The 21,480-nt window shown below is 74.0% G+C and carries 18 protein-coding genes; 9 read left to right on the top strand and 9 right to left on the bottom strand.

Annotation, left to right across the window (positions count from 1 at the left end; genetic code table 11):
- Window positions 1–18 precede the first annotated feature (18 nt).
- From ACF06X_RS24540 to ACF06X_RS24520, 5 genes are read right to left on the bottom strand one after another with little or no spacing between them, the layout of a single operon-like run.
- Entirely contained in the window at window positions 19–879 is an 861-nt protein-coding gene (locus ACF06X_RS24540) for a biotin-dependent carboxyltransferase family protein (RefSeq protein WP_392289457.1), read from the bottom strand.
- Window positions 876–1,502, bottom strand: coding sequence for a 5-oxoprolinase subunit PxpB (pxpB, locus tag ACF06X_RS24535; RefSeq protein WP_392289456.1), 627 nt, complete (start codon window positions 1,500–1,502; stop codon window positions 876–878). The genes ACF06X_RS24540 and pxpB overlap by 4 nt, the downstream gene beginning before the upstream one ends.
- Window positions 1,499–2,269, bottom strand: a complete 771-nt coding sequence (locus ACF06X_RS24530) for a LamB/YcsF family protein (RefSeq protein WP_392289455.1) — start codon at window positions 2,267–2,269, stop codon at window positions 1,499–1,501. Before ACF06X_RS24530 ends, pxpB begins: the two co-directional genes overlap by 4 nt.
- Before the next feature lie 51 nt (window positions 2,270–2,320).
- Window positions 2,321–3,109, bottom strand: coding sequence for a putative hydro-lyase (locus ACF06X_RS24525; RefSeq protein WP_392289454.1), 789 nt, complete (start codon window positions 3,107–3,109; stop codon window positions 2,321–2,323).
- Window positions 3,106–4,386: an MFS transporter gene (locus ACF06X_RS24520; RefSeq protein WP_392289453.1), complete on the bottom strand. Its 1,281-nt coding sequence runs from the start codon at window positions 4,384–4,386 to the stop codon at window positions 3,106–3,108. Before ACF06X_RS24520 ends, ACF06X_RS24525 begins: the two co-directional genes overlap by 4 nt.
- Window positions 4,387–4,563: 177 nt before the next feature.
- Here ACF06X_RS24520 and ACF06X_RS24515 point away from each other — a divergent pair, with 177 nt between their 5' ends.
- The 5 genes from ACF06X_RS24515 (at window position 4,564) to ACF06X_RS24495 (ending at window position 13,379) form a co-directional block, all read left to right on the top strand.
- On the top strand, window positions 4,564–5,259 hold the full coding sequence (locus ACF06X_RS24515) for a GntR family transcriptional regulator (RefSeq protein WP_392289452.1): 696 nt from the start codon (window positions 4,564–4,566) through the stop codon (window positions 5,257–5,259).
- A gap of 167 nt (window positions 5,260–5,426) precedes the next feature.
- Complete coding sequence (locus ACF06X_RS24510; protein ID WP_392289451.1) at window positions 5,427–6,953, top strand: hypothetical protein; 1,527 nt, start codon at window positions 5,427–5,429, stop codon at window positions 6,951–6,953.
- On the top strand, window positions 6,950–7,576 hold the full coding sequence (locus ACF06X_RS24505) for a hypothetical protein (protein ID WP_392289450.1): 627 nt from the start codon (window positions 6,950–6,952) through the stop codon (window positions 7,574–7,576). The genes ACF06X_RS24510 and ACF06X_RS24505 overlap by 4 nt, the downstream gene beginning before the upstream one ends.
- The gene (locus ACF06X_RS24500) at window positions 7,573–8,475 is read left to right on the top strand and encodes a hypothetical protein (RefSeq protein ID WP_392289449.1); all 903 of its coding nucleotides are present in this window, start codon (window positions 7,573–7,575) and stop codon (window positions 8,473–8,475) included. Before ACF06X_RS24505 ends, ACF06X_RS24500 begins: the two co-directional genes overlap by 4 nt.
- Before the next feature lie 47 nt (window positions 8,476–8,522).
- A complete protein-coding gene (locus tag ACF06X_RS24495; protein ID WP_392289448.1) occupies window positions 8,523–13,379 on the top strand; it encodes a hypothetical protein in 4,857 nt (1,618 codons plus the stop codon).
- A 130-nt stretch (window positions 13,380–13,509) separates the two neighbouring features.
- On the opposite strand, the gene ACF06X_RS24490 is transcribed toward ACF06X_RS24495, so the two are convergent.
- A complete protein-coding gene (locus ACF06X_RS24490) occupies window positions 13,510–13,941 on the bottom strand; it encodes a hypothetical protein (protein ID WP_392289447.1) in 432 nt (143 codons plus the stop codon).
- 426 nt (window positions 13,942–14,367) lie between these two features.
- Here ACF06X_RS24490 and ACF06X_RS24485 point away from each other — a divergent pair, with 426 nt between their 5' ends.
- The 4 genes from ACF06X_RS24485 to ACF06X_RS24470 are packed head-to-tail and all read left to right on the top strand — an operon-like array spanning window position 14,368 to window position 18,673.
- Window positions 14,368–17,217 (top strand): nitrate- and nitrite sensing domain-containing protein, encoded by a 2,850-nt coding sequence (locus ACF06X_RS24485; RefSeq protein ID WP_392289446.1) that lies wholly within the window; start codon window positions 14,368–14,370, stop codon window positions 17,215–17,217.
- Window positions 17,214–17,660 carry a roadblock/LC7 domain-containing protein gene (locus ACF06X_RS24480; protein ID WP_392289445.1) on the top strand — a complete coding sequence of 149 codons (447 nt, stop codon included), beginning with the start codon at window positions 17,214–17,216 and terminating at the stop codon, window positions 17,658–17,660. The genes ACF06X_RS24485 and ACF06X_RS24480 overlap by 4 nt, the downstream gene beginning before the upstream one ends.
- 13 nt (window positions 17,661–17,673) lie before the next feature.
- On the top strand, window positions 17,674–18,087 hold the full coding sequence (locus ACF06X_RS24475) for a DUF742 domain-containing protein (protein WP_392289444.1): 414 nt from the start codon (window positions 17,674–17,676) through the stop codon (window positions 18,085–18,087).
- Complete coding sequence (locus tag ACF06X_RS24470; protein ID WP_392289443.1) at window positions 18,068–18,673, top strand: ATP/GTP-binding protein; 606 nt, start codon at window positions 18,068–18,070, stop codon at window positions 18,671–18,673. Before ACF06X_RS24475 ends, ACF06X_RS24470 begins: the two co-directional genes overlap by 20 nt.
- A 102-nt stretch (window positions 18,674–18,775) precedes the next feature.
- Here the strand turns inward: ACF06X_RS24470 and ACF06X_RS24465 are convergent, their stop codons facing one another.
- The 3 genes from ACF06X_RS24465 to ACF06X_RS24455 all read right to left on the bottom strand — a co-directional run bounded on the left by ACF06X_RS24465 (window position 18,776) and on the right by ACF06X_RS24455 (window position 21,448).
- Entirely contained in the window at window positions 18,776–19,963 is a 1,188-nt protein-coding gene (locus tag ACF06X_RS24465) for a lipid-transfer protein (protein WP_392289442.1), read from the bottom strand.
- On the bottom strand, window positions 19,960–20,469 hold the full coding sequence (locus ACF06X_RS24460) for a Zn-ribbon domain-containing OB-fold protein (RefSeq protein ID WP_392289441.1): 510 nt from the start codon (window positions 20,467–20,469) through the stop codon (window positions 19,960–19,962). The genes ACF06X_RS24465 and ACF06X_RS24460 overlap by 4 nt, the downstream gene beginning before the upstream one ends.
- A 169-nt stretch (window positions 20,470–20,638) precedes the next feature.
- Entirely contained in the window at window positions 20,639–21,448 is an 810-nt protein-coding gene (locus tag ACF06X_RS24455) for a M15 family metallopeptidase (RefSeq protein WP_392289440.1), read from the bottom strand.
- Between the last annotated feature and the right edge of the window lie 32 nt (window positions 21,449–21,480).

Raw genomic sequence — 21,480 nt, 5'->3', positions numbered from 1 at the left:
GGGGCACGAACCGCACCCCTAGCCCGGCACGAACCGCACCACCGTCCCCGGCACCGCCTGCGCCGCCGCCGCCAGGTCCCGCTCCCGTACCACCGCGATCACCGGGTAGCCGCCGGTCGTCGGATGGTCCGCGAGGAAGACCACCGGGCGGCCGTCCGGCGGGACCTGCACCGAGCCCAGGACCATGCCCTCACTCGGGAGTTCGCCGGGAACGGCCCTCTCCAGGGGCGGGCCCTCGGTCCGCAGGCCGATGCGGTTGGTGGAGGAAGAGACGCGGTACGCGCGCGTGGCGAGGGTGCGGAGCGCCGCACCGGTGAACCAGTCGTCACGCGGCCCGAGCCGGACCCGCAGGACGAGTTCGTCCGGCGGGCCCGGCCAGGGCGGAGCGTCGACCGGCCCCCGGGCGGAGGATTCCTCCCCCAGCGGCAGCACCGTCCCGTCCGCCAGCGGCGCCGGGCCAAGGCCGGACAGCAGGTCGGTGGAGCGGCTGCCGAGGACGGGTTCGACGGCGACCCCGCCGCCGAAACCGACGTACGAGCGCAGCCCGCGCACGGCGGCGCCGACCTCCAGGACGGCCCCGGGCCCGACCCGTACCGCCGTCCCCCAGGCGGCCGGGCGCCCGTCGACGGTGACGGAGCACGGCGCCCCGCCGACCGCGACCGTGACCGCGCACCGGGGCCGTACCGCACACCCGTCGACCGTCGTCTCCAGGACCGCCGCGCCCTCCGGATTGCCGACCAGACGGTTCACGAGCCGCGCGGCGCCCGGGTCCAGCGCCCCCGAGCGGGGAACGCCCAGATGCGCGTGACCGGTCCGCCCCAGGTCCTGCACCGTGGTCAGCGCTCCGGCCCGCACGACGGCGACAGCACGATCGGTCACCGGCTCTCCACCACGAAACGAACCCGGGTACCCGGCGTGAGCAGTGCGGCCGGCTCGCGGGAGGTGTCCCACAGCACCGCGTCGGTGGAGCCGATCAGCTGCCAGCCGCCGGGGGAGGAGCGCGGGTACACCCCCGTGTACGGCCCCGCCAGCGCGACCGACCCGGCCGGGACGGCCGTGCGCGGGGTGGCCCGGCGCGGCACCTGGTACTGCTCGCCGAGCCCGGTCAGATAGCCGAAGCCCGGCGCGAACCCGCAGAAGGCGACGCGGAACTCGGCGGCGGAATGGATCCGGACCGCCGTCTCCACGGACACCCCCCACAGCGCGGCGACCTCCGCGAGATCCGGCCCGTCGTACCGCACGGGCACGTCGATCGCCCGCTCCACGCGCGCGTGCAGCGGCGGAATCGTCCACTCCCGCAGCTGCCCGGCCAGCACGTCCGGCGCGTCGACCCCGTCGAGCAGCACCGTCCGCGCCGCCGGCACGATCTCGCGTACGGCGGGCAGCGCACCGCCCGCCCGACGGCGCAGCAGCTCGGCGTGGAACGCCTCCGTCTCCGTCCCGCTCGCCAGCTCCACGAGCAGCGCCCGCTCGCCCACCCGGAACACCCGCCGCGCCCTCATGCGAACGCCTCCACCCGGACCCCGGCCGCCTCCAGCTGGGCGCGGACCCGCCGGGCGAGGCCGACGGCGCCCGGGGTGTCCCCGTGCAGACAGAGCGACCGCGCCCGGACGGCGACGGTCCGCCCGCAGTGCGAGGTGACCACCCCGAACCGGGCCACGGTCAGCGAGCGCTCCACGACCTCGGCGGGATCGGTGACGACGGCTCCCTCCTGCCCCCGTGGCAGCAGGGAGCCGTCCGCCGTGTACGCCCGGTCGCCGAAGGCCTCGGTGACAACGGGCAGGCCCGCCTTCGCGGCCGCCTCGTGCAGCCGGGAACCCGGCAGGCCGAGCACCGGAAGCCCGGCGCCGGCGCTGCCGAGCAGGATTCCGTCGACGACCGCCCGGGCCTGCTCCTCGTCGCGGACCACCCGGTTGTAGAGCGCGCCGTGCGGCTTGACGTAGGAGACCCGCGACCCGGCGGCCCGGGCGAAGACCTCCAGAGCGCCGATCTGATAGGCCACTTCGGCCGCCAGTTCGTCCGCCGGGACGTCCATCGAGCGCCGGCCGAAGCCGGCCAGGTCGCGGTAGGAGACCTGGGCACCGATCCGTACTCCGCCGGCCGCCGCCCGCTCGCAGACGCGCCGCATGGTGACGGCGTCCCCGGCATGGAAGCCGCAGGCCACGTTGGCGCTGGTGACCACCGAGAGAAGCTCCTCGTCGTCGGTCAGCATCCAGCGGCCGAACCCCTCTCCGAGGTCGGCGTTGAGGTCGATCGAGGCCCAGGTCATGGTGTCGTTCCCTTCCTTCCCGGGTGGTGCCGGTGGTGCTGGTGGTGCGGGTCAGGCCGCGACGCGGTACTCGGCGTCGCGTACGTCGGTGACGAGCATCCGCCCCGGCGCGTGGGTCAGGGCGAACGGCGGACGCGAGGCCATCACCGCGGCCTGCGGGGTGACCCCGCAGGCCCAGAAGACCGGTACGTCCCCCGGCTCCGCCACGACGGCGTCGCCGAAGTCGGGCCGGTCCAGGTCGCGGATGCCGAGCGCCGCGGGATCGCCCGCGTGCACGGGCGCGCCGTGCACGGCGGGCAGCAGCCCGCTGATCTGCCGTGCCGCGGGGACCAGTTCCGCCGGGACGTGGCGCATCGAGACGACCATCGGGCCGCGCAGCCGCCCGGCGGGCCGGCAGGCCCGGTCCGTCACGTACATCGACACGTTGCGGCCCTGCTCGACATGGCGCATCGGCACCCCCGCCTCCGCGAGCGAGGCCTCGAAGGTGAAGCTGCAGCCGATCAGGAACGACACCAGGTCGCCGCGCCAGTACGGCGTCACGTCGGTCGGTTCGTCGACGAGCCGGCCGTGCTCCCAGACGCGGTAGCGAGGAATGTCGGTCCGCAGGTCGGCGCCGGGCGCCAGCTCCGTCGTCCACGCACCGGCGTCCGTGACGTCGAGGACGGGACACGGCCGGGGGTTGCGGGTGCAGAACAGGAGCACGTCGTACGCCCAGGCCTCGGGCACCGCGATCAGGTTGGCCTGGGTGTGCCCAGGCGCCCAGCCCGCCGTGGGGTCGGTCGCTCCGGCCCGGGCACGCGCGCGTGCCTCCCGCGGATCGAGAACGCTCGTGGCACTCATACCAGTTCCTTTCCGCGCGTCTCGGGGAGACCGAGGAGAGCCAGGACGGCGAGACCGTAGCCGACGGCGCCGAAGACCAGGGCGCCGCCCACACCCCAGCTCTCGGCGAGGAAGCCGACCAGGGTCGGGAAGACGGCCCCCACCGCGCGCCCGGTGTTGTACGTGAAGCCCTGCCCCGTACCCCGTACGGCCGTCGGATACAGCTCGGCGAGGAAGGAGCCGAAGCCGCTGAAGATGGCCGACATGCAGAAGCCGAGCGGGAATCCCAGGACGAGGAGGAGGGTGTTCGCCCCGGAGGGGATGTTCGTGTAGGCGAGGACCGATAGCGCCGAAAGGGCGGCGAACAGCGCGATGTTCTTCTTCCGGCCCAGTCGGTCGGTGAGATATCCGCCGGTCAGATAGCCGACGAAGGCCCCCGAGATCAGGAAGGTCAGATACCCGCCGGTGCCCACCACGGTCAGCCCGCGTTCGGTCTTCAGGAAGGTGGGGACCCAGGCGGCGAGGGTGTAGTAGCCGCCCTGCACACCGGTCGAGAGCAGGACCGCGAAGAGCGTCGTGCGCAGCAGCGGCGGCTTGAAGACGGCGGTGAACGAACCGCGTTGGGTGCTGGTGCGCCGTACCTCCGCGGCCTGCGGGGCGTCCTCGACGTTGCGCCGGACGTAGACGACGAGGACGGCGGGCAGGGCGCCCGTCCAGAACATCACGCGCCAGGCGGTGTCGGCGTCGACGAACTGGAAGACCAGCGTGTAGACGATCACGGCGAGTGCCCAGCCCGCCGCCCAGGCGCTCTGGATGAAGCCGAGGGTGCGGCCCCGGTGCCGGGCGGAGGCGTATTCGGCGACCAGGATCGCGCCGACCGCCCACTCGCCGCCGAAGCCGAGGCCCTGGAGGGCGCGGAAGACCAGCAGCGTCTCGTAGTTGGGCGCGAATCCGCACAGCACGGTGAAGAGCGCGTAGGTGACGACCGTGATCATCAGCGCCTTCACCCGGCCGATGCGGTCGGCGAGGATACCGGCGAGCGCGCCGCCGATCGCCGAGACGACGAGGGTGACGGTGGTCAGGAGGCCGGTCTGGCCCTTGTCGAGGCTGAAGTAGGCGGCGATGGCCACCATCGACAGCGGCAGCGTGAAGAAGTCGTAGGAATCCAGGGCATATCCGCCGAAAGCGCCGCCGAAGGCGCGTCGGCCGCGCGGCCCGAGGGCCCGCAGCCAGGCGAACGCGCCCGTGTCGTCGGGCCGTTCGCCCTGGGTGTGCTGCTGGGTCTGTGTCGTGCTCATCTGCACCTCGCAGAGGGGGAGGCGTGCCTGAGGACGTACTGAAGGACCGTGCGGTGTCGTTAACGTAGAGGATTGTTCAACGATCCGACAAGAGGTGTGTTGTCTCGTTCTTGTTTCTACGATTGACTCGCCGCGGACGACAGGGGGCGACGGAGGGAACGAGGCGCGGTGGGCGGAATGGACGAACTCGCGGACGACCGGGCGCTGCTGGGGCGTACGAGCACGGCGGAACGGGTCGCGGACATTCTGCGCACCCGGATCGCCGAGGGGTTCTTCCCGCCCGGCACCCGGCTCTCGGAGGACAGCATCGGGGGCGCGCTCGGCGTGTCCCGCAACACCCTGCGCGAGGCGTTCCGGCTGCTCACCCATGAACGGTTGCTCGTCCACCAGCTCAACCGGGGCGTCTTCGTCCGGGTCCTCACCGTCGAGGACGTCGACGACATCTACCGCACCCGCCGTCTCGTCGAATGCGCCGTCGTCCACGGGCTCGGGGAGCCGCCGTTCGCCCTCGACGGGCTCGTCGACGCCGTCGAGGAGGGCCTCGGGGCGGCCCGCGCGGCGGACTGGAAGGGTGTCTCCACCGCCAACATCCACTTCCACCGCGAACTGGTCGCCCTGGCCGGCAGTGCCCGTACGGACGAACTGATGCGGGGGGTCCTCGCCGAACTCCGCCTGGCCTTCCACGTCGTGGACGACGCCCGAGCACTGCACGAGCCGTATCTCGTGCGAAACAGGGAGATTCTGGACGCTCTGCTCGCCGGTGACCGCGCGAGGGCGGAACGACTTCTGGCGCGCTACCTCGACGACTCCCGCGCGCGGATCGTAGAGGTCTACGCGAAGGCGGTCGACGAGCCCGGGGCTCCGGAGGCCTGAGGGACGACCGCGCCCGGCCGGGTCCGGGACCGGGTTGGAAGCGGGGGTCCTGGCCGGGCTCCGGGCGGCCGGTCCGGCGACTCCGCCGCCATCGTCGGGGGCGGGCGGAGGCGGTCGCATCTGCGCCGTTTCGACCGTTGTCAGTGCGAGGACCTAATCTGTGCACCGTGACTTCGCCTGCCTCGACGGAATTCGTTCCGCCCCAGCTCAGCGCGGGGCCGCGACCCGCGCCGGGTCCGGCCGCCGACGAAGGGCTCGCGCGGCGGCTCCGCGCGCTCGCGTGCACCGCGCCGCTGCACGATCTGGACACCCGCAAGGCGAACCTGGCCGGTGAGTACTCGGTCTACGCGATGGCCGAGGTCGCCCTCGCCGCGATCGACCTCGTCACGCTCAACATGGACTTCGACACCGGCGCCGACCACGAGCAGATCGTCGGCCGGCTCCTGCCCCGCGTCGCCGCCCAGGCCCCCGCCCGTCCCGCCGCCGAGCACGAGCGGGTGGCCCGCTGGGTCCTGGAGAACCTGATCAACGTCGGCAGCGTCGACCGCGGCTTCCGCGCCGTGTACGGCACCTTCGGCGCCGACGGCGTCTACACCCGCCGGGACTACGACTTCAAACTGATCGAGGAAGTCCCCGGCTACGGCGGCGGGATCTACCTCCGTACCACCGACGAAGCGGTCAACGTCCTGGTCGGAGCCCTCGACACGGACGTCACCAGCGCGCAGATCGCCGCCGAGGTGAAGCTGGAGATCCTGATCAGCCGCGGCCGGCTCGCCGACGCCCAGCTCGCCGCCGAGCAGGCGCGCTACCGCACCGTGCAGTACGCCGAGACCCTCCGCAAGACCCTGGAGGCGACCCGGCGAAACGTCCGCGCCGTCGACTGGCTCAGCGCGGTCCCCGACATGATCGCCGAGGCGCTCGACCACGTCGCCGACCGCTACCGCCACGAGAACGCGATCCTCACCAATATCCGCAAGGCCCGCGACGAGGCCGAGGACCACGAGCACAAGCGCCGCGCCGCCGAGCTCGTCGACATCGTCAAGGACTGCATCCGCCGCCACACCCAGCTCCAGTCCCGCCTCCTGGAGGCCGGGCCGCTCTTCCGGGCCGAGCAGGACCGCCAGGCCTTCGCCGCCCCCACCTCGTACACCGGGATAGACCTGTACGGGCAGCTGGTCGCCCCGCTCCTCCCGCTGCCCGTCGAACAGGCGACCAGGGTCACCGACGCCTTCTTCGCCCGCGGTACCGGCCTGCGCACCCCCGTGTCCGTGCGCGTCGGCGACCTGGTGGAGATGCTGCTCACCCCGCCGGTCGAGCGCGAGCACCTCGGCGCGGAGATGCCCGAGCCGGACCTGATCGCCACCCCGGACGACAGCCGCTTCAGCGAGGAGCAGCTCGCGAGCGCGATGGAGCTGCTCGACCTGGAGCACGACGCCCCGCGCCGCCTCTCCGGCCTCCTCGCCGACGCCCGCCGCCGGGACCCGGACCTCCCGTACCTGGTGGCGCTGCTCGCCGTCCACGCGGCGAGCCCCCCGGTCGGCACCGCGTACCGCCAGGGCGAGGAGCGCCTGCTCTTCGCCGTCGACGACGGCACCCCGCTCGACGACCCGGAGTTCGGCGGCGCCGACCTGATAGTGGGCACGGCACTCCTCGACGCGGCCGGCATGGCCGCAGCCCGCTCGGAGGCGTCATGACCACCACCACGGAGCCCGCTCTCGCCCCGACCGACGAGGAGCCTGAGACCACCCCCGGGCTCACTCCCGCCCCGACCGCCCGCGAAACCGCCGCCCCGACCCCCGACGAGCCCGGGACCCCGACCGAGGCCCTGACCTCGGACGAGTCCGTCTCCGGTTCCGCCCCGGTCGAGGGCCCCGCCCTGTCCTGGGAGCAGGCCCCTGACGGAGGCCTCAGCACGGACCGGGGCCCCGAGTCCGAGGCTCCCGCCTCCGGTACGGACGGGACCCCAGCCTCCGGCACGGACGGGACCCCGGCCTCGGACGGGACCCGGACCCCGGCCCGGGCCCCGGCCTCGGACGAGACCGAAGCCACGGCACCGGCCCGGACCCCGGCCTCCGTCGAGGCCCCCGCCCCGCCGACGCCCAAGGCCGGCAGTGTCGTGCTGCCGCCCGGGCCCGCGAGGCGGAGTCCGGTCCCCTCCGTGCGGGCCGTCCGGCTCGTGGCCGAGGGGACCGCCGCCGGCGAGGTGCCCGCGCGGCGGCGCGGCGTGAGCGTCACGCCCGTGCGGCTGCCCCTGGCCCGGCCCACCGCCGCCCCCGCCGCACCACCGACCACCCGTACCGAGGAGCCCCAGCCGTGAGCGAACACCACGCCGAGCACGCCGACGCGTGGAGCGAGCCGGAGCCCCCGCATACCCCCGTCGCCTCCGCCGCCGCCCCCGTCACGCCCGCCGACGCGGCCGACGCCGCACGCCTCGTCTCCTTCGGCCTCCAGCCCAAGCTGCTGCCCGCCCGCGACGCCGAGTACGCCGAGCTCCTGCGGCGCTACCGCGAGGACCCCGCCTTCGCGCGCCTCGCCGACGCCGTCGCCACCGGGCTCGGCCTCGTCGTCCTGGAGGTCTCCCCGCGCGCTGGGATGGCCGTCACCGCGGGCGAGGACTCCGTCTTCGCCGTCCGCATGGGCGACTACGCCCGCCGCGCCTCCACCGACTCCGCCGACCGCTTCCTGCACGGCCTCGCCCACCTCGCCGTCGCCGCCATGGCCTTCCCCCGCCCCGAGGACCTCGCCGACGACGGCTACATCGGCCGCCTCACCGTCAACGGCGTCGACGCCTTCGTCCGCCAGGCCTGCCGCCGCCTCGAGGAGCGCGCGGAGGAACAGGGCGAGAACACCGACCCCGCGTCGGACGCCCCCGGCCTGGAGGCCGCCTGGCGGATCTACGCCCGCCGCACCTCCACCGGCGCCACCAAGGACGCCCGCCGGCTCGCCGGCTCCACCACCGGCATCGTCGGCAAGGCCGTCGCCTTCCTCACCGAATCCGGCTTCCTCCAGCGCACCGGCGACGACGCGGGCGGCGCCTACCGCACCACCGCCCGCTACCAGCTCCAGGTGCGCGACATGGCCGGGAGCGCCGCCATGGCCGAGATCCTCGACCTCGGCGTCGTCCCGGTCAGCGACGGCTCCGCGACCCTCGTGCCGCCGCCCGACGGCGACGACCTCGAGCTGGCCGCCGACGCCGGCCTGCCCTTCCACGCGTAACCCACGAAGACACCACGAAGACACAGAGACGACGAGAGTCCGCCGCCATGTACGAGCTGTCCCGGGTCCGCCTCTACTCCATCGGTCCCGCCGGTGCGCGCTACGCCGACACCGTCCTGGACCTGCGTGGAGTCGGCGCGCCCGTGCCCCACCCCGCCCCCACCCAGGCGGAGTTCTTCGAGGAGGAGCCGGTCGGCCCGCCGCGCCGCCCGGCGCCCGCGGGCGTGCTCTTCCTGGAGAACGGCGGCGGCAAGTCCGTCCTCCTCAAGCTGATCTTCTCGGTCATGCTCCCCGGACACCGCAACACCCTCGGCGGCGCCAGCTCCGGTGTGCTCCGCAAGTTCCTCCTCGCCGACGACTGCGGCCACGTCGCCCTCGAGTGGCAGCACACCCTCACCGGCGAACTGGTCGTCGTCGGCAAGGCCAGCGAGTGGCGCGGACGCCAGGTCTCCAACGACCCGCGGAAGTTCGCCGAAGCCTGGTACTCCTTCCGCCCCGGCCCCGGTCTCAGCCTGGACAGCCTCCCCGTCGCCGAGGCCACCTCCGTACGCCCGCCCGTCGAGGGCGCGTCCGGTGCGCAGGGCCGCCGCCGCACCATGAAGGGGTTCCGCGACGCCCTCACCGAGGCGGGCAAGGCCTACCCGCACCTGGAGGTCTACTGGGAGGAGATCCACGACCGCTGGAACGAGCACCTCGGCGAGCTGGGTCTCGACCCCGAACTCTTCCGCTACCAGCGGGAGATGAACGCCGACGAGGGCGAGGCCGCCGGCCTCTTCGCGGTCAAGAAGGACTCCGACTTCACCGACCTCCTCCTGCGGGCCGTCACCGACACCCGCGACACCGACGGCCTCGCGGACCTCGTCAGCGGCTTCGGCAACAAGCTCGGCCGACGCGCCGAGCTCACCGCGGAACGCGACTTCACCGCGGGCTCCGTCGACCTCCTCGGCCGGATCGTGGAGGCCGCCGAGACCCGGGCACGCGCGCGTGACATCCACGCGGGCGCCGAGCGCCGCACCCGTACGCTCGCCCGCCGGCTCTCCGCCCGCGCCACCGAGGAGCGCGGCCGCGCCGCCGAACTCGCCCAGCAGGTCACCACGGCAGCCCACGCCGTCTCCGAGGCCGAGGCCGCGCGCGGCCGCAGCTCCCTCATCGCCGCCGAACTGGCCTACCGCCACGCCTCCCTCGCCCTGACCGTCGCCGAGAAGAGCGCCGCCTCCCAGCGCCGCGAACTCACCGACGCCCGCACCCTGCACTCCGCCTGGCAGGCCACCGAGACCGTTCTGCGGCACCGCGCGGCGAGCGACCGCTCCGCGCGCGTGGCCGCGGCCATCCGGGAGGCCGAGCGGGACGCCGCCCCCGCGCTCGCCGCCCGCGCCAAGGCCGCCGCCGATCTCGTACGGGCCCTGCACGCCGCCGCGGAGGACGGCGAGCGGCACGCCGCGGAGGAGGAGGAGCGCTCCGCCGCCCTCCAGGAGGTCGGCGAGACCGCCCACCGCGATGCCACCGCCGCCGCCACCGACGCCCAGCGCGCCCGCAGCGAGGCCGGCCACCTGCGCCAGCGCCTCGCCGAGGTCGAGCAGGAGACGGCCGAGGCGGTACGGGCGGGGTGGCTCGACGACTCCGCGCCGGACGCCGACCCGGCGCGCGCGGCCCTCGCCGCGAGCGACGCCGAGAAGACCACGGTCGCCGCCTGGGACGCGGCACGCGACGCCGCGCGCACCGCGGCCGAGCGGGCCCGCGAGGCCACCGCGGCCGAATCCCGCGCCGAACTCGCCGCCGCCCGCGCGGCGGACGCGGCCGAAGCCGCCGAGAACGCCTACGACGCGGAGCGCCGCGCCGCCGAGGCCCTGGCCGGCGACGAACGCCTGGCGGAACTCCTCAGCCTGCCGAGCGCGGGCCTCCCCCTCCCGAGCCAGCGTGCGGGCGGCCACGGACCCTCGGCCGCAGGCCCGTCCACGGCCATGGACCCGAGCATTCCCGCCTCGCGCACCGGCGACGCCGACGCGAACCCCGGACCCGACCTCGGCCCCGGCTCCGGCCGCGACCTCGGCCCCGGCACCGACCGCGACCGCGACCTCGGCCCCGGCACCGAACCCGATGCCGACGGCAACGCCCGGGCCGCCACCACGCCGGGCGCCGCCTTCGGCCTCGCCGCCGGCCCCCAGGGCCCCCTCACCGTCACCGAGTTCGACCGGTACGCGGACGAGCTGCGGCGGCTCCTCGACCAGTCCATCGCCACCGCCGAGCGCAAGCTCTTCGACCTGCGCACCGCCGCGGCCGACGACTCCCGCATCCTCGGCGCCCTCGGCGACGGCGGGCTGCTGCCGCCCGGCCCGGACGTGCTGGCCACCGTCGAGTACCTCGGCGAGCAGGGCATCCCGGCCCTTCCCGGCTGGCGCTACCTCGCCCAGGCCGTCGACCCCGCCGACCACGCCGCCGTGCTCGCCGCCCGCCCCGAGCTGGTCGACGGCGTCGTGATCACCGACCCCGTCTCGTACACCCGCGCCCGTGAGGTGCTGAGCACCGCGGCCCTGCTGCCGCGCTCGACAGTGGCCGTCGGCACGGCCGCCGCCCTGCTCGCGCCCGTCCCGAGCCCGGAATCCGGCGAGGACGCGGGCGTCTTCCTCGTACCGCCGAACCCGGCGATGCACGACGAGCACGCGGCCGACGAGGAGCGGCAGGCCCTGCGCGCCCGCGCCACCGCGCGTGACGAGGAGATCCGCGCGCTCGCGGCCCGGCTGACCGGCGACCGCTCGCTCGCCGCGCGGATCGGCTCCTGGCGCGCCGACTGCCCGCCCGGGATGCTCGCGGAGCTGGCCGCCGTCGCCGCCACCGCCCGCGAGACCGCCGAAGCGGCCGCGGCCACGCTCGCCGAGGCCCGGACGGCACGGGCGGAGGCCGACGAGGCCGCCGCCGACGCCGCCCGTGTCCGGGACGAACGCCAGGAGGCGGCCCAGCGCGCCCGCCGCGCGGCCGACGCCCTCGCGGGCCTGGCGTTCCGGCTGCGCGAGCGCTCCGCCTGGCAGGCCAAGCTCCGCGAACTGGCCGACGACGCCGCCGAGTTCGAAGCCCGCGCCCAGACCTGTCTGGAGCGCGCCCGCGCCGCCGACGAGGACCGCCGCGCCGCCCAGCGCGCCGCCGACGACGCCCACCGCACCGCCCGCGCCCTGCGGGCCGAGCGCGCCGAGATCGCCGGCGCCCCCGATCAGCTCCCCGAGCCGGACGCCCACACCCCGCGCTCCGCGCTGCCGACCCTCCGCGAGGCGTACCGCGCCGCCTCCCAGCTGTACGAGAAGGTCGGCGTCGGAGCCGATCTGCGCGCCGAGCAGGCCCGGGCCGAGAGCGACGAGTCCGCCGCCCTCGCCGAGCTCGACCGCCTCACCAACAAGGTCCGCACCCGCGCCGAGCAGCTCCTGGAGTCGACCGACGGCGCCGACGGCCCCTCGCGCCAGGCCGCCGCGGCCCGCGCCGAGTCACTCGTCCAGATGCTGGAGACCCGTGCCTCCGAGGCGAGCGAGAAGCTCGGCCGGCTCCGCGGGGAGGCCGAGCGGCTGGCTCCCGAGGACGGCGCGTCGCACACCGAGCTGCCCGAGGAGATGGTCCCCGCCGACGCCGAGCAGGCCCAGGCCCTGCTCCGTACCGCGACGAGCGAACTGGCCTCCCGCACCGACGCGCTGGAGGCGGCGCGCACCGCGCACGCCGGCCTCCTGCACGCCCACCGCGCCGCCGAGGACGCGGCGGGCGGCTTCGACGAGACGGCGGCGCTCCTGCGGGACCTGCTGCGCGACCACGCGGAGGAGGAGCAGGACGGGCCCGAGCCCTATCCGGGCACCCTGGAGGAGGCCCGGCACTCCGCCGCCGAGGCGCGCCGCTCGCTGCGCGGCTGCGCCGCCGAACTCTCGGCCGCCGACTCGGCCGTGCGCGAGGCGAGCGACATCCTCGTCCGGCACGCCAACTCCAACCGGTACGAGCAGGTCCGCACCCCCGCACGGCAGCAGATCCGCGAACTGCCCGCGGCCGCGCTCCCCGAGCACGCCGCCAAGTGGGCCGAGGCCTTCGCGCCCCGGCTGCGCGTCCTCACCGACGAGCTGGAGCAGCTGGAGCGCAACCGGGACTCGATCGTCGACCGGCTGCGCGGCCTGGTGGAGTCCGCGCTGACCACGCTCCGCTCGGCGCAGCGCCTGTCACGGCTGCCCGAGGGGCTCGGCGAGTGGTCGGGCCAGGAGTTCCTGCGCATCCGCTTCGAGGAGCCCGACCAGGCCACGCTCACCGAACGGCTCGGCGAGGTCGTCGACGAGGCGACCCGCGCTGCCGTCAAGAAGAACTCCGACCTGCGTCGGGACGGCATGTCCCTGCTGCTCCGGGGCGTCCAGGCGGCCCTGGAACCGCGCGGCATCGCGGTCGAGATCCTGAAGCCGGACGCCGTGCTGCGGGCCGAGCGCGTCCCGGTCGGGCAGATGGGCGACGTCTTCTCCGGCGGCCAGCTCCTCACCGCCGCCATCGCGCTGTACTGCACGATGGCCGCCCTGCGCTCCAACGACCGGGGCCGCGACAAGCACCGCCACGCGGGCACCCTGTTCCTCGACAACCCCATCGGCCGCGCCAACGCGACGTATCTGCTGGAGCTCCAGCGGGCCGTGTCGGACGCGCTCGGTGTCCAGCTCCTCTACACGACCGGTCTGTTCGACACGACCGCGCTCGCCGAGTTCCCGCTGGTCATCCGCCTGCGCAACGACGCCGACCTCCGCGCGGGACTGAAGTACATCAGCGTGGAGGAGCACCTGCGCCCGGGCCTCCCGCAGCCCGCCGCCGAGGGCGAGACCATCCACGGCGAGATCACGGCGACCCGCATGTTCCGCCGCACCCCGGCGGAGGAGCCCCGGGCGACAGCCGCGGCCGAGTAGCCGACCCGCCGCCGGCACCCCCGTAACGCGACGCGGCCCGGCCCCCCGAGGGGGGCCGGGCCGATCGGGCCGTGATCAAGAAGCCTCAGGCCGCCTTCTCCAGACGCCCAGGCCGCCTTCTCCGGACCTCTCAGGCCGCCTCGGACAGCGCCCGGGGGGATTCCGTCCCCGGGCGCCGCATCCCGGCGGCCCCGTGCCCCGGCTCGCTCTCCATCGTCTGCGCGGCCTTCCGCGCCCGGCGCCGCTCGCGCCGCAGTTGACGGGCCGTACTGGCCGGCTCCGACACCACGCCGTTGCGCTGCCGCCACACCTGACGCGTCACCCACACGTCGAGCACGCTCCAGGTCGCCACCACCGTGCTGCCCACCGAGGTGAGCAGCATGGGAAAAGCGAGCCAGGAGCCCGTGAGCGCGCAGAAGAAGGCCACCATCGCCTGGATGAGCGTCACCGACGTGAGCAGCACGGCCCGTACGGCGGAGGCACGCACCGGATCGGGCAATCGGCGCCGACCCTTCTCGTCCTCCACCCACAACTGCCCCGCCGACCGCGCCTCGTGGTCCATCGTGTCGTCACTCCCCACCGCCGAACGTCTTACTAGGGTGGCTGCCCGCCTTGAGCCGCTTTACGCGGAGACACCCCGCCCCGAACTCAATGACGTTCAGGAGAGGGAAAAGGTTTCCCCTCCCACGCAACGGAACGAACAGTTCCAGCCATCCGTCCGAGCACAAGAAGTGACGCCTGCCCAGGTGTCCTGTGTCACAGTGGCGAACCCCAACTCACGGAATACCGGGACATCTGATGATCAACACTCACTCGACAGGCTGAAAATCGCCCGGATGTGCCTTCGAGTTGACTGTGATGCAGTAGTAGGCTCGCGCCGCCGTTTGTTGAAACCGATGGTTGACGCCATGTGTTGACGCTGTGTGTTGACACCGCGCGTCGACAAGGAGGATCTCCGCGCCGGGCGGAGGCCGAGCTGGGGGAGGCCATGCGCTTTCGCGGGACGTCCATCCGCCGGAAGATCGTGGCGTTGTTGCTGGTGCCGCTCGTCTCCCTCACCGGCCTCTGGGGGTTCGCGACGGTACTCACCGGCCGCGAGGCCGACCAGCTCCTCGACGTCGGCTACATCGTCGACAAGGTCGGCTACCCCGTGGAGGACACCGTCCGTGTCATCCAGAAGGAACGCCGCCAGTCGCTCATCTACCTCGCCGATCCGCGCGCCTCCGACGCCCTCACCACCCTGCGCACACAGCGCGAGGCCACCGACCGCCAGATCGCCCTGATCCGGCGCAACGCCGCCGACTCCGGCGTACGCGAGGAGATGCGGCCGGTCGCCTCCCAGCGCCTCGGCTCCCTCCTCGAAGCGCTCGACGGACTCGACTCGCTCCGCCGCTCCGTGGAGAACCGCAGCATCGGCCGCATGCAGGCCCTCGACTTCTACAACCGGCTCGTCGACCCCTGCTACAGCTTCCTCATGACCCTCCACGCCCTCGAGAACGTGGAGATGGACAAGCAGGGCCGCGCCCTCGTCGGCGTGGTCCGCGGCCGCGAACTGCTCTCCCGCGAGGACGCCCTGGTCCTCTCCGCGCTCATCTCCGAACGCGTCACCGCCCAGGAGATCCGCGCCGTCTCCGACCTGGTCGCCAACCGCAAGCAGTTCTACGAGGTCAACCTCGAGGTCCTGCCCGCCCGTGAGCGGGAGATCTTCGAGAAGTACTGGAGCAGCCCCGCCACCGCACCGCTGCGCCGCGCCGAGGAAGCGCTGATCAACGCCGGCCCCGCCAAGAACCCGCGCACCATCACCGCGGAGCGCTGGGAGGAGCAGACGACCCCCGTCCTGGACGACCTCGCCCGCGAGAACACCGCCGCGGGGGACCGCTATCAGGACCGCGTCCAGCCCGCCGCCTACAGCGTGCTGCTCAAGGCCGGCGTCGCCGGTGTCCTCGGCTTCCTCGCCCTGCTCGTCTCCGTCGTCGTCTCCGTCCGCGTCGGCCGCGAACTCATCCGCGACCTGCGCAGGCTCCGCAAGGAGGCCCAGGAGGTCTCCGGCGTCCGCCTGCCGAGCGTGATGCGCCGCCTCGCCGCCGGCGAACACGTCGACGTCGAGACCGAGGTGCCGCACCTGCGGTACGCGGAGGACGAGGTCGGCCAGGTCGGGCAGGCTCTCAACACCCTGCAGCGCGCGGCCGTCGAGGCGGCCGTCAAGCAGGCCGACATGCGCCGCGGCGTCTCCGAGGTCTTCGTCAACCTCGCCCGCCGCAACCAGGTCCTCCTCCACCGCCAGCTCACGCTCCTCGACACCATGGAGCGGCGGACCGAGGACACCGAGGAACTGGCCGACCTCTTCCGCCTCGACCACATGACCACCCGTATGCGCCGGCACGCCGAGGGCCTGGTGATCCTCTCCGGCGCCGCGCCCTCCCGCCAGTGGCGCAAGCCGGTCCAGCTCATGGACGTCGTCCGGGCGGCCGTCGCCGAGGTCGAGGACTACGAGCGGATCGAGGTCCGCCGACTGCCCCGCCTGGGCGTGGGCGGCCCCGCCGTCGCCGACCTGACCCACCTCATCGCCGAACTCCTGGAGAACGCCACGGTGTTCTCACCCCCGCACACCGCCGTGCAGGTGCTCGGCGAGCGGGTGGCCAACGGCTTCACCCTCGAGATCCACGACCGCGGCCTCGGCATGAACCCCGACGCCCTGCTCGACGCCAACCTGCGCCTGGCGGAGACCCCCGAGTTCGAACTCTCCGACACCGACCGCCTCGGCCTCTTCGTGGTCAGCCGCCTCGCCCAGCGCCAGAACGTCCGGGTCTCGCTGCAGCCCTCGCCGTACGGAGGCACCACCGCGGTCGTCTTCATCCCGGCCGCCCTGCTCACCGACGCGCCCGAGACCCAGGGCGCGGGCTTCCGCCTGGACCGCAAGAGCCTGGACCGCCACGGCTCCGAGCGCGGATCGGGCACCGCCGGGCAGCCCGCCCGGCGCGCCGCGCTCACGCAGGTCCCCACGCGGTCGGCGGGCCCCTCGCTCCTGGACGGCCCCCTCGACGGCCCCGTCGAGCTCGAACCGCCGCTGGGCTCCGTCGGCTTCGAGGAGCTGCTCGACCCCTCCGCCGCCGACCTGGAGGACACCGAGAGCGAGCGCGGCGGCCTCTTCCGGGCCCGCGAGCGCCGCCGCCCCGGCGGCCTCGCACCGGCTCCGGACGGCGAGCAGCACCAGCAGGCCAGGGACCAGACCCCGGGCCGCACCGCCGACCGCCCGCTCGACCGCACGCCGGACCGGGCCTCGGGCCGCACGCCCGACCGGGCCCGCGACGACGGCCCCGTGCCGCTGCCCCGCCGCCGGCCGCCGACGCTCGTCGTCGACCACGGACGCCGGCTCGACGAACCGGGCCCGGCCCACCCCTCGTCCGCCCGGTCGGCCGACGGGCCCATGACCCCGCCCGTGCCCGTCCGTAAGACGTCCGACACTCCGCCCGTCACCCCGCGGGGAACCACCCCGCCGGGAACGACCTCCAGGGGAACCGCCCCGCGGGGAGCCACCCCGCCGGGAACGACCCCGCCGACGCTGGTGCCCGTACCGCCCGAAGGGCCCTCGCCCTTCGGCGGGCTGCCCCGCAGGGTCCGTCAGGCGAGCCTCGCGCCCCAGCTGCGCGAGACGGGCGAGCGCCCGGACGACCGGACGCCCACCGACTCCGGCGCCGCCGCGGACGGGGACTTCGAGCGCGACGCCGAGGAAGTGCGCGACCGCATGGCGTCGATGCAGCGAGGCTGGCAGCGCGGACGACGGCAGAACGCCGAGACAACAGCACCAGGAACGACACCCGAGGGGGACGGTCGATGACCGCACCGAACGCCGCAGCACTCAACACCTCCGGAAACGGCCATGGCAACGGCGAGCTGAACTGGCTCCTCGACGAGCTCGTCCAGCGCGTGGGCTCCATCCGCAAGGCCCTGGTGCTCTCCAGTGACGGACTTCCCACCGGGGCCTCCGCCGACCTGACGCGCGAGGACGGCGAGCACCTCGCCGCCGTCGCCTCCGGCTTCCACAGCCTGGCCAAGGGCGTCGGCCGCCACTTCGAGGCGGGCAGGGTCCGCCAGACCGTCGTGGAGCTGGAGGACGCCTTCCTCTTCGTCACGGCGGCCGGCGACGGCAGCTGCCTCGCCGTCCTCGCGGACGCCGACTCGGACGTCGGCCAGGTCGCGTACGAGATGACGCTCATGGTCAAGCGCGTCGGCGTCCACCTCGGGACGGCCCCGCGCGCCGGTTCGACCGCCGGAGGGTGAGTGGGGGGACGGCATGACTGACGCAGACCAGCAGGACCAGGGGGCACACCCGGCCCCTCACTGGTTCGACGACGATGCCGGGCCGGTGGTCCGTCCGTACGCGATGACCCGCGGCCGGACCAGCGCCGCCACCCGGCACCGGCTCGACCTCATCGCCGTGGTGGTGCCCGAGCCGGCGGCCGACGACCCCGGCCGGGATCAGACGCTCTCCCCGGAACATGTGGAGATCGTCGAACGCTGCTCGGACACGCCCCAGTCGATCGCCGAACTCGCCGCCGGACTCGACCTTCCCGTAGGGGTCGTCCGCGTCCTCGTCGGCGATCTCGTCGAGGACGAACTCGTCCACGTGACCCGCCCCGTTCCGCCGGCCGAGCTGCCGGACGTGAGCATTCTCCGCGAGGTGATCAATGGCCTTCGGGCGCTCTAGCCGCAAGAAGCCCCTCGTCGAACCGGTGACGCTGAAGATCCTGGTCGCGGGCGGCTTCGGAGTCGGCAAGACGACTCTGGTCGGTGCCGTCAGCGAGATACGGCCGCTGCGCACCGAGGAGATCCTGAGCGAGGCGGGGCGGCCCGTCGACGATCTGCACGGCGTGGAGAACAAATCGACCACCACGGTCGCCATGGACTTCGGCCGGATCACGCTCCGGGACGACCTGGTCCTCTACCTCTTCGGCACCCCCGGACAGGACCGCTTCTGGTTCCTGTGGGACGAACTGGCCCAGGGGGCGCTCGGCGCGGTCGTCCTGGCCGACACCCGCCGCCTGGAGGAGAGCTTCGCCGCGATCGACTACTTCGAGCGGCGCGGCATTCCGTTCACGGTCGCGGTCAACTGCTTCGAGGGAGCCCAGCGGTTCCCGGCCGAGAGCGTCCGGGGCGCCCTCGACCTCGACCCCGAGGTCGAGCTGCTGATGTGCGACGCGCGCGACCGGGAGTCCGTGAAGAACGTGCTCGTGGCCGTCGTCGAGCACGCCCTGGTCCTCGCGGACCGCCCCGCCGCCCCGGTGGCCACCTGAGCGGCGCGCGGCCACCGGACGCCCGGCGGCGCGGACCGAGCCGCCGGGAGCGCATGGAGCTGCCGGGCGCGCACGGAGCCGCGGTGTGGTCGGTGGCGGTGCTCAGCGCACCGCCACCACCGCCGACCCATGCCCGAAAAGACCCTGGTTCGCGGTGATCCCGACCCGCGCGCCCGGCACCTGACGGCTCCCCGCCGTCCCCCGCAGCTGCCAGGTCAGCTCGCAGACCTGCGCGATGGCCTGAGCGGGCACGGCCTCGCCGAAGGACCCCAGGCCGCCGCTGGTGTTGACCGGCACACGGCCACCGAGCGCCGTCACCCCGTCCCGTACCAGCTTCGCGCCCTCGCCGACCCCGCACAGCCCGATGTCCTCGTACCACTCCAGCTCCAGCGCGGTGGACAGGTCGTACACCTCGGCGAGCGACAGGTCCTCGGGCCCGATGCCGGCCTCCTCGTACGCGGCCCGGGCGATCGACGCCCGGAAGGTGTGCGGAGAGGGGGAGACGGCCGCCGTGGAGTCGGTCGCGATGTCGGGCAGGTCGAGGAGCGCCTTCGGGTACGTCGGCGTGACGGTGGACACCGCCCGGACCCGGACGGGGTCCCGATGCCCGTGCCGGCGGGCGAACTCCATGCTGGAGAGCACCAGCGCCGCGCCCCCGTCCGAGGTGGCGCAGATGTCGAGGAGCCGCAGCGGATCGGCGACCACGGGCGAGGCGGCGACCTCCTCGGCGCTCACCGCCGTGCGGTAGCGGGCGAGCGGATTGAGCGCGCCGGCCGCTGCGTTCTTCACCTTGACCCGCGCGAAGTCGTCGAGCGTGTCCCCGTGGAGCGCCATCCGGCGGCGCGCGTAGAGCGCGAAGTAGGCCGGGTTGGTCGCCCCGAGCACCCGGAAGCGCAGCCAGTCGGGGTCGTCGGGCCGCTCCCCGCCCGCCGGGGCGAAGAACCCCTTGGGCGCCGCGTCGGCGCCGACGACCAGTACCACGTCCGCCAGGCCTGAGAGGATCTGCGCCCGTGCGGTGGCGACCGCCTGCGCGCCGGAGGCGCAGGCGGCGTACACGCTGGTGACCCGCGCCCCCTGCCAGCCGAGGGACTGGGCGAAGGTCGCGCCCGCCACGTACCCCGGATAGCCGCACCGCACGGTGTCCGCCCCGACGACGGAGTCGACGTCCGTCCACCCCAGTCCCGCGTCGGCGAGCGCGGCGCGGGCCGCCGCCCTCCCGTACTCGACGAAGCCGCGGCCCCATTTGCCCCAGGGGTGCATCCCGGCACCCAGGACGGCGATGTCGTTCATGCCGGATCCTCCGCCACGCGCGCGTGCACGGGTGCCGGGGGTTCCGGGGACGCCGGCGGCCGGGTCACCGGACGCCAGTGCCAGGTCGTCCAGGTGTGCTCCTCGTCCTCGTTCAGGACGCCCGGCACCACCTCGACCTCCATCCCGACAGCCAGGTCCGAGGTCCGCACCCCCGGTGCGGCCTGCCCGAGCACCACCATCCCCTCCGCCGCCAGCTCCACGGCGACCAGGGTGTACGGCTCCCAGGTCGCGTCCGGGTCGGAGACGTAGGGCGCGGGCGGCCGGTAGCGTCCGTCGGTGTACGACCACACGCGTCCGCGCCGGGAGAGCGGGGCCTCGACCAGTTCTCCGCCGCCCGGACAGCCCGGATTGCGGCACCAGGAGTCCTCGCGGGGGAAGAAGACCGCGGCACAGGCCGTGCAGCGGGTGCCGAGGAGCCGGAAATCACCCTCCGGAACGTCGTCGGTGAACCATCCGGCCACCACAGGTCTGCGCGTTCGTGTCACGACGGCCCTCCCCGAGCACCACAATCGATCTGAGACCTGACGGATCGTCAGAAGTGTGACACGGATGCGGATGTCTGAGAACCGTACGGCGCCGCCCTGCGTCCTTCCGGACAGCACGGGCGGCCGGGACCCACGGGGGTGGCCCCGGCCGCCCGTCGCATTCCCGACGTCAGTGCCCGGCCACCGACCGGCGCGCCACCGGGAAGTCGAAGAACGTGCTCGGGAACGGCTCCGGCTTGTACGTGAAGTGCCACCACTCCTCGGGCAGGTTCACGAACCCCTGCTCGGCCAGCGTCCCCTTCAGTAGCTGCCGGTTGGCCCGCTGAGCCCCCTGGATCCGCTGGTCGTCGGTGTGCGACAGGGTGTCGAAGCAGTCGAAGCCCGTACCCATGTCCACCGAGTTGTCCGGGAACCGCTCGGCCTGCGGGGCGTAGCACTCCACCAGCGGCTCACCCGGCACATACGGGCGGGTGGGCGCCGCGGGCAGCCTCACGATCGTCACGTCGACCGTCGAGCCCCTGCTGTGCCCCGACTTCTCCGCGATGTAACCGTCCGCGAACAGCCTCGACTTCTCGACCAGGGGATAGAACTCCTTCTTCATCCGCTCGTCGTCGAGATCCTCCGCCCAGCGCACGAAGTGGTCGACGGCCCGCTGCGGCCGGTAACAGTCGTACACCTTCAGCGAATAGCCCTGCGCGAGCAGCTTCACCTGCGCCCGGTGCAGCGCCTCCGCGGCGGGACGGGTCAGGATGCACAGCGGCTGCCGGTAGCCGTCGACGGGTTCGCCCACGAAGTTGTGCTCCGTGGTGTAGCGCATCTCCTGGATGATCGTCCGGTCGACCGAGCTCAGCGCCACGAACTCCTTCGGAGCCTTCGGCTCCGGCCTGGCCTGCGCGGACGGTACGGCGGCGGTGGCGGCGAACAGACCGGCGGCGACGGTCACACCGAGGGTACGGAAAGCGGAAGCAAGTCCTGTCATGCGCACCGTCTATCAGTTTCTCCCTCGCACGG

The sequence above is a fragment of the Streptomyces sp. NPDC015346 genome (genome assembly GCF_043078785.1).
GTDB lineage: Bacteria > Actinomycetota > Actinomycetes > Streptomycetales > Streptomycetaceae > Streptomyces.
The sequence above is the reverse complement of the archived record's forward strand: the minus strand, read 5'-3'. Positions and strand labels throughout refer to the sequence as shown.

Coding starts and splice junctions, on each gene's coding strand:
- pxpB (WP_392289456.1), bottom strand. CDS start 1,502: ATGAGGGCGCGGCGGGTGTTCCGGGTGGGCGAGCGGGCGCTGCTCGTG.
- ACF06X_RS24530 (WP_392289455.1), bottom strand. CDS start 2,269: ATGACCTGGGCCTCGATCGACCTCAACGCCGACCTCGGAGAGGGGTTC.
- ACF06X_RS24525 (WP_392289454.1), bottom strand. CDS start 3,109: ATGAGTGCCACGAGCGTTCTCGATCCGCGGGAGGCACGCGCGCGTGCC.
- ACF06X_RS24520 (WP_392289453.1), bottom strand. CDS start 4,386: ATGAGCACGACACAGACCCAGCAGCACACCCAGGGCGAACGGCCCGAC.
- ACF06X_RS24515 (WP_392289452.1), top strand. CDS start 4,564: ATGGACGAACTCGCGGACGACCGGGCGCTGCTGGGGCGTACGAGCACG.
- ACF06X_RS24505 (WP_392289450.1), top strand. CDS start 6,950: ATGACCACCACCACGGAGCCCGCTCTCGCCCCGACCGACGAGGAGCCT.
- ACF06X_RS24495 (WP_392289448.1), top strand. CDS start 8,523: ATGTACGAGCTGTCCCGGGTCCGCCTCTACTCCATCGGTCCCGCCGGT.
- ACF06X_RS24490 (WP_392289447.1), bottom strand. CDS start 13,941: ATGGACCACGAGGCGCGGTCGGCGGGGCAGTTGTGGGTGGAGGACGAG.
- ACF06X_RS24485 (WP_392289446.1), top strand. CDS start 14,368: ATGCGCTTTCGCGGGACGTCCATCCGCCGGAAGATCGTGGCGTTGTTG.
- ACF06X_RS24480 (WP_392289445.1), top strand. CDS start 17,214: ATGACCGCACCGAACGCCGCAGCACTCAACACCTCCGGAAACGGCCAT.
- ACF06X_RS24475 (WP_392289444.1), top strand. CDS start 17,674: ATGACTGACGCAGACCAGCAGGACCAGGGGGCACACCCGGCCCCTCAC.
- ACF06X_RS24470 (WP_392289443.1), top strand. CDS start 18,068: ATGGCCTTCGGGCGCTCTAGCCGCAAGAAGCCCCTCGTCGAACCGGTG.
- ACF06X_RS24465 (WP_392289442.1), bottom strand. CDS start 19,963: ATGAACGACATCGCCGTCCTGGGTGCCGGGATGCACCCCTGGGGCAAA.
- ACF06X_RS24455 (WP_392289440.1), bottom strand. CDS start 21,448: ATGACAGGACTTGCTTCCGCTTTCCGTACCCTCGGTGTGACCGTCGCC.